A 13,068-nucleotide genomic window follows, 5' to 3' on the forward strand; every position below is an offset into this window, starting at 1 on the left:
ACACCCAACACCCAAGACAAATTTCCTAATTGCTGACTACTACTTAATACCGCAACGCTCACGGGACTCCTGCTTGACATTTCCATTCATAGCGGCTTCCTGCAAAGTCATGAAAGCGTTAAAATCTTCCAAATCATACCGAGTGGTCAACAGATGTCTTAATTGATTTTCTGCCTCTACAGTTAAATAACCACTTGCTAAAGCTTTTTGCACAACGTCACGAATTCGAGTCATGGTTCGCACCTCATACATACCACTTTGATTTCTCTGGACTGACTCAGATGAGCTTTACAGTAGTTTTTGTGACTAAAGTATTAAGTTGGCAAAAGTTTTTTGTATAATTTTTTTTGGAAAGTAAGTCATCATTTACACCTTTGTCTGCTAAATTGAGAGAAGAAAGCTTGTAAGAACTCAATCTGAGAATGCTTACGCTGTGCTACTAAAAACACAGTATTATGGTTAAATAAAATCGCTCCACGAAAGACATTCTTAGCTATTTAGTTTGACAGTATTTGTGCGCTTAAAGTTTCAAACAATCTTTATTAAATTTCAGTTAAGCCTAAAGATAACCAAGCAAGAACCGCTAAGTCACCTAACGAATGTTATTAAATTCGTTATAAATTTATCGTTAATTTAATCCGATTTCATAGAAGAATCGTTAGTATATTGCCTTAGTTACATAAATTACATAAATAACGCTAATGGCAACCGATGGTTCTGCTCGAATGGAAGACGATTTTATCGAAGCTAAAAATTATTGGGAGTTAGAAAAATTATACGTAGATTTGGCATCAGCTAAAGGAAAAGCTTTGACACCTGTAGAGAAGAAATTTCTACGAGGTTTGCTTTGTGGTTGTAGTCCAGCAGAAATTGCCAAAGTAGTTTACCAAAGTGGAAGTAGCAGTACTGTTAGAGTTTATCTATCTAACGGATTATATAAATATATAGAAGAAATGCTGAGTAACCAGGCGGGTGATTCTGTCAAAGTTAAAACCTGGAGTCGGGTGACTCAGTTGCTAGAAAAAGCTGGTTATAAAAAAGGTTGGTTTCACTTACAACCAGTAATTAGTTCTATAAAAACAAATAGAGACAGAGATTTCGATTTATCAGCAGATAAATCTACACTGACACAACATAGTGATGCAGTCATAAATACTACTATGTTCCACGGAAGAACGCAAGAACTAACGCAAGTTCCAGCATGGATTTTGCATGACCGCTGTCGGTTAGTCACCATATTGGGTATGGGTGGAATTGGTAAAACTGCGTTTTCCGTCAAACTAGTAGAAGACATTCAGGAGAAATTTGAATATGTAATTTGGCGATCGCTCAATTTTGCTCCTCCTGTAGAGGTACTCTTGGAACAGCTAATTCAAGTTATCTCACCAAATTCTCATCAAAATATTCCAGAAACCCTAGAAAGTAAAATTTGGCAATTCTTAGATGCTTTACGCGCTTGTCGATGTCTGATTGTATTCGATAATTGGGATGCGATTTTAGCAAGTAGTGCAGGTATAAAAAATAATCATAATTCCCAGATATCTCAAATTCGATATCGTCAGGAATATCAAGGTTATGGAGAGTTAATTAAAAGATTAGGAGATATAGAACATCAAAGTTGTGTGGTCTTGAATAGTAGAGAAAAGCCTCAAGAAATTGCTGCCATAGAAGGGGAAAGATTACCAATTCGTTCTGTTAAATTAAGTGGTTTGACTCAGCAAGAAAGTATATTAATACTCAAAGCCAAAGGCTTAACTCATAAATCTACATCAGATGAATGTAGTGCATTACTAGAACGGTATGCAGGAAATCCATTATTTATTAAATTAGCAGCAACCACTATTCAAGAATTATTTGCTGGCAATATATCTGAGTTTCTAGCCCAGGAAACAGTAATTTTTGGGGAAATACGAGCTATTTTAGATCAACAATTCCACCGCTTATCGCAAATAGAAAAATACCTGTTGTACTGGCTATCTCTCCACCCCAGCTTTGTATCTATCAGACAGTTACAAAAAGATACAGTATTACCAGGATTATCACCTCTGACTTCCCAAAGATTAATCTTAGAGGCAATGGAATTATTACAGAAGCGATCGCTCATCGAAAAACAAGCATCTCGCTTTTCCCTGAGTCCAGTTTTAATTGAGTATCTAGTTGAACGATTAATTGAGGAAAACTTAAATTTAACTCGCGGCAAAGATAGCTACTTAAGTATGAGTCAGACAATTTTGACAGAAAACTTAAAAAATTTTATCAGAGATAATTGCCTCAATGGAGATTTAAATTTGTGATTCGGGATTTGGTATTTGTCATTTGGTAATGAGTAATTGGTAATTAGTGTTTGTTATTTTTCCCCCTGCTACCCTGCTTTTTCTCAGTCCCCAGTCACCATCCCCAGTCCCCAGTCCCCAGTCCCCAGTCCCCATCCCCAACCCCCAATCTCCTGATAAAGTGAGGAGTTAAGACAACTCATAACTGATAATTGGAGCGCAGCAACTAGTGAGTAGTTTATTACAAGGGGTTAACCTGTATTTAATTGGGATGATGGGTAGTGGGAAGACGACAGTAGGACGCTTATTAGCCAAGCATCTAGGTTATGGATTTGTAGATACTGACGATGTCATTGTTCAAGTAGGGGGAAAATCTATTAATCAACTATTTGCTGAGTCAGGAGAAGCAGCCTTTCGTCAGTTGGAAAGCGATGTCTTATCACAAGTGTGTTCTTTTACAAAATTAGCGATCGCAACTGGTGGCGGTATAGTTACGCGCCAAGAAAACTGGAGTTACCTGCACCACGGTTTGATTGTTTGGCTAGATGCGCCAGTAGATTTACTTTACAGCCGATTGCAAGCCGATGATACAAGGCCATTGTTGCATGATGTTGACCCCAGAGCAAAATTGCGATCGCTTCTCGAACAACGACAACCACTTTATTCCCAAGCAGATTTGCAAATCACTATTAATGAAGGTGAAACACCAGAACAAATCGCTGAGAGAGTCATTGCAGCTATACCCAGCGTCTTAAAAACTCCAGTTTCTCACAATAACTGAGACATAATTGCATAAGTTATTAGCAAATACGCTTTGGTAATGCTCTCACTGTGCGTAGCTTTCTCCTTCTCCTTCTGCTGTGGAGACGCTGCGCGAATAGTAAGAGCCTTTTAGTTGACCTATGCGGTTCAAAATTTGCCAAACTATGCAAAGCCTGAAAGCTGTACAAGAATCTTACCTTTAAAGCGGGCGGCGGGAATCGAACCCGCATTAATAGCTTGGAAGGCTATAGTTTTACCACTAAACTACGCCCGCAAATTTCCAACTTTAATATTATAGCACAGCAGTATTCACAATTCAAGCCTTAATAAATTAAGGTAGCGGCTGTAGTCGGATACGTACTATCAGATTACTAGGCTTGGGATCGTTGGGATCGTTGTCATAAGCAGGTTCAAATTCCCAGTTATTTAATACTTGACTGGCTAAAAAGTCTTCATAGTAGCTTTTCTCTTCTGCGGAAATGCTTGTATCTTTGACAGTAACCATCTCCAGTTTACCCTTCTCTGAAATTGTTAATAGCGCTGTCACTTCTACAGGCTCGCCAATTTTTTTTTCTATGTACTTTACGTATTCCAGACCTTTTCTAAATGGCTGGTTGCTAGGTTTAATTTTAGCAGGGTGAGCAATTATACCTCTATCTTCCTGTTGAGGTTCTCCAATTACACTTGCAACTAAACTTCCACCTGCTGTATTAGAGGGGGTAGAAGGTGATTCGGGGTTATTAGGACTACCTAAGTTCTCACGTTGCTGTTGTTCGGCGAGTTCGCGTTGCTGCTGTTCAGCTAATTGGCGTTGACGTTGTTCAGCGAGTTCGCGTTGCTGTTGTTCAGCTAATTGGCGTTGACGTTGTTCAGCGAGTTCGCGTTGCTGTTGTTCAGCTAATTGACGTTGGCGTTGTTCAGCGAGTTCACGCTGCTGTTGTTCAGCTAATTGACGTTGGCGTTGTTCAGCGAGTTCACGCTGCTGTTGCTCGGCTAATAGGCGTTGACGCTGTTCAGCGAGTTCGCGTTGCTGTTGTTCAGCAAAAGCTACAGCATTTTGATCTGGGACAGTAGGACTTGAGTTTTTGGCTAACCTATTGGCTTGAACTACTACTGGTTTGGAAGAATTTTTTGGTTGTAATTTTTGATTTGTAGATACTGGTTTTGTTTGAGAATTAACAGCTTTTATTCTTGTTGTAGTTTTTGCTTTTGATTTCGGCTGCGAAGCAATTTCTATCACCTCAACGGGAATTGCAGCTTTGCTTTGCTGCCGCCACAATAAACTAGACTGGTAGGAGCGAATCAGCCAGAAGGCTAGCAAATGTAGGCTCAAGGAACCTATGACGACTGCAACCCAAAAACTAGGTGGGTCTGTATGTCGTCTCCATACCTTGACTGAAGATGAAGTTTTATCTGCAACCGATGGTGTCATAGGAAATTTTAAACTGGATTTGATAGGGCGCTCTTACTCTTTACTAAATTAACGCTTTAAAATCCAGTCTACTCTCAGCGATTAGCCATAATTTCCGATCTAACAGCAAAAGTCAGAACGGTTTCGTCTACTCCTTTAAGTTCTAAGGGGCTGACTTTAGTAATTTCTTCATCTTTTAAATAATCTGCCACAGCAGCAGAGACTAAAATAGTACCGGGAATAGCAGCAGCTTGCAATCTAGCAGCAATATTCACACTGGGCCCAATAGCAGTATAGTCAGCACGTTCGGCACTGCCAAACATACCCACAACCGCAGTACCTTGGTGAATACCACAACGGAATTTGACACCAGTATGTCCGTTAGCATCAAATATGCCTTGTTCTTGCCAGCGCCGATTCAACTCATCTAATGAGCTATGCATTGCTCTGGCTGTATTAATGGCACGACGTACTTGTTCATTAGGAGTTAATTCTTCTGGCGCTCCATATAAAGCTAAGATGGCATCTCCCATAAATTTATCCACAGTGCCACCATTGTCAAACACAGTCTTGGTCATGGCTTCCAAATATTCATTTAGCAACTCTGCTACTCTTCGAGATCTGAGAGTATTTGCTAGCTGAGTAAAACCTACTATGTCGCTAAATAACACTGTAATTAAGCGTGGTTCTGGACGTAAATCCAAGGTTAAATCTCCCATAGCAGCTTTTTTCACCAAAACAGGCGGCAAAAAGCGCTTGAGTACTGACTCCGTCAGGTAGGTATTTAACTCCATAACCCGGCGCTCATTTTCTTTCAATGCTAAGAGGTTCCTGACTTCTGCCAGAAGTTCCCTGTCATTAAATGGTTTAGCTAAATAAGCATCTGCACCATGTTCTGTCCCCGCAATCCGGGTTTCTTCATCTACTTTGGCGGTGAGCAGAATGATCGGTGTTCCTTTCAAATTCTCCTCACTGCGGATCATCTGAATCATCTGTAATCCTGTCACCAAAGGCATCATTAAGTCCGTAATGATTAAGCTGGGTGCAATTTTTTGGGCTATTTTAAATCCTTCGGCACCATTACGGGCTGTATGTACTTGGTAGCCATTACTGCGAATAATTTCAGATACGTAGGTTCGTAAATCTGGATTGTCATCAACAACTAAAATTGAGTGACTGCTATTCAACAGACTACTATCCTTATACCCTTGAGACTCTGGGTTATCAGGGGTAGGTACTAATTCTTTCGGCAAGCTTTCAATACTTTCTGGGGTTGGCTCGACTAATTCTAAATCAGCCAATTCCACAGTGGCGCGGCTAGTATTCAGTTCTGCTGGGGTTTCCTGTATTTGCTGTGTAGGTAAGTGACTATTACCAGTTAACAGCCATAGTGTAAAGGTTGTACCTTGACCGTACACAGATTCTACAGTTATTTGCCCCCCATGCAATTCGACCAATTCTTTGACCAAAGCTAAACCTAAACCACTACCTTCATAGGAACGGTTTTCTGAGCCTTCAGCTTGGCGGAAGCGCTCAAACAGATGGGGAATTTGTTCTTTAACTATACCAATTCCAGTATCTTGTACTTGTAATATGCAACTATCATCTTGAGATATGAGCCTGATGGTAATCGTCCCGCCTTCGGGAGTAAACTTCATGGCATTTGATAGTAGGTTGTAAACGACCTTATCAAATTTTTCTATATCTAAGTAAACTTGAGAACATTGACCCAATTCCGAGACTAGATGCAGTCCCTTTTTCTCACAGTAAGGGCGAAAAGATTCTACTATTTGGTTGACGAAATCGACCAAATCACAAGGACGGAAACTTGGCTGCATCCTCCCTGCATCTAAGCGTTGCAGATCTAGTAGTTGATTTACTAGTCTTAGCAATCGCCGCGAGTTACGCAAAGCGATCGCACTTTGGGCGTAAGATAATCCATCACCATTATTTACGGCTGATTCTAAAGGCCCTTGAATTAAGGTAATGGGAGTGCGGAACTCATGGGAAATATTTTGGAAAAATTCAGTTTTTTGTTTATCTAATTGTAATAAGCGCTCTGCTTGGTCACGTGTCTTTTGATAGAGACGCGATTGTTGCACTGCGATCGCTGCTTGAGCAGCCACCGCTTTGGCTAGCTGGATTTCCGAAGATAACCATCGGCGGGTTTTGCTACCTTCACGCAGCGTAATACTACCAATACACTTACCATCCGCTAATAAGGGAACAATCATTAGCGATCGCGCTGGCTTTTTCAACGGCAAATCAAAGCCCTTAATTTCATCAGCACAGTTGCTCATATCAGTAATTACCACTGGCTCTTGTGTCCGCAAAATCTCTTGGAGGATGGGATTATGCTTAATTGGCGCTTGAGAATGAGGTAATTCCTGATTTATACGGTGATGATTATGATTTAAGGCTGTTTCCTGGGCTGATTTCAGAGTATGTTCTAAATATTGAGAACTGTCATACAGTCCTACGCATTCAACAAATTCATCTTCTTCAGTCCATAAAGATAAAATACAGCCATTGACTTGTAAAGCCTGTCCTAATTGTTCGGTAATAGCCGCAAAGATATCTTGAGGATCTAAGCTAGAGCGAATTGCCGTAGTAATTGTATTAATTAGGGACTCTCGTTTAGCCAGAGCGCGTACTTGTTCATAGGTATAAGCTTGAGATAAAGCCAATGCTGCCTGATCCGCTACCATCAACACCAACTGCACTTCCTCTTCTCTCCAAATCCGAGACTGAGAGCATTGGTGCAGGGCTAGCACTGCCATGAGTTCTTGTTGGCAAATCAACGGCACAACTAAACTAGAGCAGATATTAGCTGCTAAAAAAGCTGCACTACGTTGTTCCAGTTCAGGAGTATTGCCCTGAATTCGTTCATCATCTTCTACATTATGAATAACTTGAACTTCGCGGGTTTCCCAGACTGTCTCCGCCAACAGAGATGACGAAGGAAAAGAAGATGAGGAAGATTTTACTATTTCATTCGATTGCTCTTCCTGTTCTTTCTCTGCTTCGCTTGCTTCTTCTTGAGCCGCTTTCTGGTAAATAAATCCTTCATCTACCAACTGCCCATCTTGGAAAGGACGTAACAGACACACATCCACTTCCAACATATGGCCCACTGTATCGACAATTGTTTGTAAAATTTGCCGATAGTCTAAAGCACTACGAATTGTATTCGTGACAGTGTTCAGCAGTGATTCTTGACGGAGTGTACGCGTCAGTTCGCGGGTACGGGCTTTGAGAACATTGTGAGTATCCAAGGCCTGGCGTACCACGCCTTTAAGTTCTTCCGCTTCCCAGGGTTTAGTGACATATTTGAAGACTTTACCAGCATTGATGGCTTCCACTAAGTCTTCGACATCAGTGTAGCCAGTTAAGATTATCCGGATAATATCTGGATATTGAGTGGCTGTCAGGCTTAAAAATTCTGTACCGCTCATGATTGGCATTCGCTGATCGGAGATGATCACAGAGACCTCTCCTTCTTGTGCCAGTAGATCCAAAGCGGCAGGACCAGAAGTTGCCCTTAGCACCTTGTATTCGCGATAAAAGGTGCGGTAAAGCAAGTCAAGGTTGTCTGGCTCATCATCGACAACCAATATTTTCGGCTTACTGTTTGCTTGTTGGGATTTCATGCACCGCTTTCCTGCTGCAACGGCAGTTGGATAAAGAATAATCTGATCAGACAGGGATGTTTCTGAGTCAGGTAAGAGCAGAGCATTGTGACCAATAAGGCTATTTGGCTACATGAGTGCTGATTGTGAAAGTATTTACTCACTGTAATTGACCTCAATGGCTTGTAAAGATTGCGATTTGCTCTCAAGCAAGATAATTACTTTGATATTTAGTTTTGGTCTTACAGAATTGATAGCTGCCAAATCTTCCCTCACCTCCGGCGAGAACTGTGAAAATACTAAACACATACAGCGCTCAAGGCTGGCTCAAAAATCCATCTGTAGCTGCATATTAAGTTTTCCCGTTGCAGCAGTGACACTAACACTTGTCAGTAAATTTTATTTATGCTAATCATGCTAGAGTCAAAAACTATGGCAACAATTCAGACGTAACCGCTAAGTATACAATTAGACAAACAATTTCTTCTAATGTAATCTGTTACACCAATAATCTTCCATAGTTATGATTGAGAAACCTCAACTGAGGAGATTATCTGAACTAGTTCATCTTCTAGCTGAATACCTGTATAGTCTGACACCCATCGCAGAAATGTTGTGTGAGTCACAAGCTTAAAGGTAGCTGAGGGCGCAAACCCACAGATAAATCGGATGTTGGGAATCAATTGAGCGACTTGCACTAACCACAAAGGCAATCTTTAAGACTATTCCACTCATAGCACTCCCAAGACCCATTGCTTTTCCCAACATTCGCAAAGGCTGCTCTGCCAAACTTATCCATTCTCATAACCAAGAATTTGGTTGTTGTCTCTCATCTCAATAAATGTCTGCTTCGTTGCTTGTAGCTTGAGAAAAAAACAAAATACAGATGGGCAGAAGGAGGAAATTATCAGTAGTCATCATTGGGAGAAATAGTTTAACCTGTCAATAGATTACCCAAAACCTAGCCAACTACTTTCTCAGCTTGAAAAATCACCCAAGTACTCTATATCATCTATATCAAGGTGTACAACAATTAATTAAAGCAATAGGACTCTCTGTCTGTTTCTCAACAAGACTTTGCTGTTTGTTGCTTGATGATCTGAGTATCTGAATGTTGTTCACAAATTTTGTACGGTGTATTAGGATACTTGAAAAAATTTTCGTTGAATCCCATAAATACTAAACTAGCCTTGACATCCTGGTTTTTCCACTCATATCACCAAGAGCCTGTAACGGTTGTCGCCGATCAGTCTGAGCGACAATTCCAAATCCGTGCTGCAACATCTGCCGATCTCTATAGTGTTGCTCAAATTATTACTGAAAGCTTTCACTCTCAAAATGGTTTTTGGGGATGGGCGTTTCCATTAATACGTCTGGGAATTTATGAAGACTTGAAGCAGCGCCTAGCTTCTCCTTTACCTCATCACGTTTGTTTAGTTGCTATTGATACTACTAAAGGTGTTAATAATCTTGTAGGAACAGTAGAACTCGCTGTACGTTTTAGTGATGCATGGACGCAAACGGGGAAAAGTTTTCCTTACCTGTCAAATTTAGCTGTTAGCCCACAATACCGTAGGCATGGTGTAGCCTCTAGCCTACTAACCAACTGTGAAAAAGTCTGCCAGGAGTGGGGGTTTCAGGATTTATATCTCCATGTTCTGGAACGAAATCATCAAGCAAGACAGCTTTATTTAAAGCTAGGGTATCAGGTACATAAAGTTGAATCTCACTGGAATCTATTCTTTCCTAAATACTCAAGTCAAATATTATTGCACAAGCATCTAAAAAATAATTTTATGCTGTAAATCATGCATCTAAATTATTAATTAAAGGATGTCATTTCTAACCTAAATAATCTTCCCAAACAATTTTCTAGATTTGTATATCTGTAATTTGAAATTGTCTTTGCTTGTAAATTTTAAATATTTAACCTTCTTGGCTGAGTGAGATTAACAGTTCAGACATCCACAATGCTGTGTTACTATATGTAATCAGTCTCATGGCCGATGCAAAATTGCTAGATTTACAATTAATCAACCCAATAAAATTTTATCAATATTTATTATTCCAACTAATTTATTCAAATTTAAAAACATTAATATTGGCTAATATATCAATTTTTTAATTTACTTTTTATCTAAAAATAACAATAAATATTTTCAAATATATACATAACAAAAACGATATTTTTTTCCATAAAAGACACTATATTAAATCATTAATTCCTCATAATAACTTTGTATTTAAGAGATTGATCTTTATAAAAACTTTAAAAAAAAATACACTTTAGTGAGAGACAAATCCAGTTAAATCTCATAAAATATGAGTAATTAATTGCTCAGACCGATCTAATTATTGCTATCTTAGCCAAATTGACCATAAAATTCTTGATAATAAGAAAAATCAAAAATTAACTTTGCTTTAACAGCAAGTTCGTGTTTTCAGTGCATACTACTACTCAATTATTCGCAAATCTGAGAAAACATGGATAGCGAACAACGCCGACGCTATCAGATTGCTATGGTATCAACCTATTCTCCTGACACCAGTGTCCTTGACCATATTGTCATGCCTGATGGAACTGAGCAATCGCAAGGCTCGGATATCCTCACCCTGCTACGTACTGGAAAAGTTTTCATAGTCAACAGTCGGAAACGAAATGGTTTAATTCTCTATAAGCGCTACCATGCAGAGTTTGCTGGGCCTGGGGCAGCTGTTGGAGGAGAATATGATTGTGATTGCCAAAGCGTACTACCAATTGGAAATTTATCTTTATTAACTGCTGAATCTTATGAGGAACGTCAGAAAGCTTATTTAATTAGGCGGCAATGGATTCGCTTAATTAAACAAATTACAGAAAACCCAGTTCCACAACAAAGAGTTCAAAAGATTCTCGATCAATTTGAACAGTACTTTCCACCGGAAACAGTAGCTCAAATACCAGATGTTACCTTTGCCCTTTTAGTAGGTGTACTCCCACAAACTGTAGGAGTAGTAAGACGTTTGGGCAGTGAATTAGACAGTAGATTTAATTACTAAGTACATTATTGTTTAAAAATGAAGATTTGCCACAGCAGCCTGTAGCCGATTGAGGGTACGGGCGTTTTCTGCTTTTGAGCCGATAGTAATTCGTAATCCTCCGTTTAACAGCCGTACAAGTGTGCCAGAGTTACGCAATTGCTGATGAATACTGTTTAAAGCAGTCGCTTGGGAATTGCTGTCATTTGAAGTCACACGCAGGTAAATAAAGTTAGCGTCACTGGCTGTAACTTGTAAATTGGGATATTGTTTTAAAGCTGCGATCAGTTGATCGCGTTCAGTCAAGGTTTGGGCAATTGAATTGAGTAAAAGCTGGCGGTTTTGCAAAGCTAGTAATGCGGCGGCGATAGAAAAACTGGGAAGATTGTAGGGTAAGCGGACTTTTTCTAAAATAGCGATCGCCTCTGGATGAGCGACACAATAACCCACACGCAAAGCTGCTAACCGAAAAGCCTTGGAAAAAGTCCGCAGTATCACCCAGTTAGGACGTTGTGCTAATTCTCCCACCAAACTAGTCTGGCTAAATTCAAAGTAAGCCTCATCAATTACTACTAAAATATCTGTGCTGAGACTTCTTAACCATGCTAACTCTGCCGCAGTCAAACAATTAGCAGTTGGGGAATTGGGATGTACTACAAACACCACCCGAATTGGTGGGTTTTGAGTTTGAGCGATCGCGGCTTGTGCGACTGGTAAATCTATTTCAAAATTATTGTCATTCCTACCCACTTCTACAACAGGAATACCCAAAGTTTTTGCCAAAATCGCGTACATCGAGAACGTGGGATTGGCAACTAAAATACTTCCTTCTCCACCCAAACAAGTAGCGATTAATAAAGAACGAATTAATTCATCAGAACCATTACCTACAGAAATATTGCCAGAGGTAATTGGCGATGATGAAAGGGCTGCAGACTCATTCACATATTGCGCGATCGCTTGTTTGAGTGTTTCATGTCCCCCATCTGGGTAACGATTTGTTTCAATTACTTGCTGATAAGTCCAAGCTAGCTTTTCTTTTAACTCTGGCGGCAAATCGTCAGGACTTTCATTAGTATCTAGTCGATCAAATTTTGTCTCGACTGCTTCGGCGTTATCGCTGCTGGGATGGGGTTTGTAAGCGGTGAATTGCGCTAAATCTGAACGGATGAAGGGAAGCATAGTTTGTAGTCAAGAGTCATTGGTCATTAGTCATTAGTCATTAGTCATTAGTAAAAGACTCAGGAGAAATGACTAATGATATTAATTAAATTAATGTGAGAAGTTCATATTTTACAGCTGCCGGGTAACTGGCAGAAGAGGTGAATTGCTTGCCATATTTCTGCCATGACGTTTCCTAGAGCATGATCGCTGTCCAGTTCTACTAAATTCACCCAAGGACGAGATATTGCAAATTCACGGCTGGCTGTGATGGGAATGACTTCATCATTTGTGCCATGCAAAATGAGGGTAGGAATGGGGCGTTGTAAAACCGCTTCTTGATATTGCTGGGCATCTGTAACGAACTCGTAACTTAAAGGTAGCGATCGCTTTTCCCCATAATGATCAACCATGAGATATTTTTCTTGTTGCCAACGCTGTACCTGTTCATCTCCTAGCTTGGGTAACCAGTGAGATAAAAAACCGAAAGCTGGTGCTAATAAAACCAAACTTTGCACTTGGGAATATTTTTGCCCTAAATGAGCAGCAGTTAAACCACCCAAACTCGAACCAATCAGCGTTACTGGTGCAGAATCAGTTGGAAATTCTGCTGCAACTTGATTGATCTGACGAGTAATTGTCAGGTGAGAAAAATCGCCTGCATTCAAATCGGGAATTGTAAGTTTGATACCGATTTGAGCAAAGCGATCGCTAATATCTTTGGCTTTGGCAGAATGAGGGCTAGAAGCAAAACCATGTAAGTAAATAAAGTGATTCAAAATTCAACTCAGCCAGGATTTTCAATACAGACGCG

Annotated in this window: 9 protein-coding genes and 1 tRNA gene; 4 read left to right on the forward strand and 6 right to left on the reverse strand. The window is 40.0% G+C overall.

Going from position 1 to position 13,068, the window contains the following annotated elements; genetic code table 11:
- Positions 1–39 precede the first annotated feature (39 nt).
- Positions 40–234 carry a hypothetical protein gene (locus tag HG267_RS10035; protein ID WP_045869469.1) on the reverse strand — a complete coding sequence of 65 codons (195 nt, stop codon included), beginning with the start codon at positions 232–234 and terminating at the stop codon, positions 40–42.
- Positions 235–701: 467 nt separating this feature from the next.
- Here HG267_RS10035 and HG267_RS10040 point away from each other — a divergent pair, with 467 nt between their 5' ends.
- Together HG267_RS10040 and HG267_RS10045 are read left to right on the forward strand one after the other, a co-directional pair.
- Positions 702–2,294 carry an NB-ARC domain-containing protein gene (locus HG267_RS10040; protein ID WP_045869470.1) on the forward strand — a complete coding sequence of 531 codons (1,593 nt, stop codon included), beginning with the start codon at positions 702–704 and terminating at the stop codon, positions 2,292–2,294.
- Between the two features lie 208 nt (positions 2,295–2,502).
- On the forward strand, positions 2,503–3,054 hold the full coding sequence (locus tag HG267_RS10045) for a shikimate kinase (protein WP_045869471.1): 552 nt from the start codon (positions 2,503–2,505) through the stop codon (positions 3,052–3,054).
- 184 nt (positions 3,055–3,238) lie between these two features.
- On the opposite strand, the gene HG267_RS10050 is transcribed toward HG267_RS10045, so the two are convergent.
- The 3 genes from HG267_RS10050 to HG267_RS10060 all read right to left on the reverse strand — a co-directional run bounded on the left by HG267_RS10050 (position 3,239) and on the right by HG267_RS10060 (position 8,096).
- Positions 3,239–3,309, reverse strand: a tRNA-Gly gene (locus HG267_RS10050).
- Between the two features lie 57 nt (positions 3,310–3,366).
- Positions 3,367–4,467, reverse strand: coding sequence for a hypothetical protein (locus HG267_RS10055; RefSeq protein ID WP_096622070.1), 1,101 nt, complete (start codon positions 4,465–4,467; stop codon positions 3,367–3,369).
- Between the two features lie 74 nt (positions 4,468–4,541).
- On the reverse strand, positions 4,542–8,096 hold the full coding sequence (locus tag HG267_RS10060) for a response regulator (protein ID WP_045869472.1): 3,555 nt from the start codon (positions 8,094–8,096) through the stop codon (positions 4,542–4,544).
- 1,142 nt (positions 8,097–9,238) lie between these two features.
- On the opposite strand from HG267_RS10060, the gene HG267_RS10065 reads away from it, so the two are divergent.
- Positions 9,239–9,880: a GNAT family N-acetyltransferase gene (locus HG267_RS10065; protein WP_263420043.1), complete on the forward strand. Its 642-nt coding sequence runs from the start codon at positions 9,239–9,241 to the stop codon at positions 9,878–9,880.
- Between the two features lie 679 nt (positions 9,881–10,559).
- Positions 10,560–11,114 (forward strand): hypothetical protein, encoded by a 555-nt coding sequence (locus HG267_RS10070; protein WP_045869473.1) that lies wholly within the window; start codon positions 10,560–10,562, stop codon positions 11,112–11,114.
- Between the two features lie 12 nt (positions 11,115–11,126).
- On the opposite strand, the gene HG267_RS10075 is transcribed toward HG267_RS10070, so the two are convergent.
- Positions 11,127–12,275, reverse strand: a complete 1,149-nt coding sequence (locus tag HG267_RS10075) for a histidinol-phosphate transaminase (RefSeq protein ID WP_045869474.1) — start codon at positions 12,273–12,275, stop codon at positions 11,127–11,129.
- Between the two features lie 104 nt (positions 12,276–12,379).
- Entirely contained in the window at positions 12,380–13,033 is a 654-nt protein-coding gene (locus HG267_RS10080) for a YqiA/YcfP family alpha/beta fold hydrolase (RefSeq protein WP_228045677.1), read from the reverse strand.
- Between the last annotated feature and the right edge of the window lie 35 nt (positions 13,034–13,068).

It is taken from the genome of Tolypothrix sp. PCC 7601 (assembly GCF_025677855.1).
Lineage (GTDB): Bacteria > Cyanobacteriota > Cyanobacteriia > Cyanobacteriales > Nostocaceae > Aulosira > Aulosira diplosiphon.

Excerpts from the sequence above, each read along its gene's own strand:
- HG267_RS10035 (WP_045869469.1), bottom strand. The coding sequence starts at position 234 with ATGACTCGAATTCGTGACGTTGTGCAAAAAGCTTTAGCAAGTGGTTAT.
- HG267_RS10040 (WP_045869470.1), top strand. The coding sequence starts at position 702 with ATGGCAACCGATGGTTCTGCTCGAATGGAAGACGATTTTATCGAAGCT.
- HG267_RS10055 (WP_096622070.1), bottom strand. The coding sequence starts at position 4,467 with ATGACACCATCGGTTGCAGATAAAACTTCATCTTCAGTCAAGGTATGG.
- HG267_RS10060 (WP_045869472.1), bottom strand. The coding sequence starts at position 8,096 with ATGAAATCCCAACAAGCAAACAGTAAGCCGAAAATATTGGTTGTCGAT.
- HG267_RS10070 (WP_045869473.1), top strand. The coding sequence starts at position 10,560 with ATGGATAGCGAACAACGCCGACGCTATCAGATTGCTATGGTATCAACC.
- HG267_RS10075 (WP_045869474.1), bottom strand. The coding sequence starts at position 12,275 with ATGCTTCCCTTCATCCGTTCAGATTTAGCGCAATTCACCGCTTACAAA.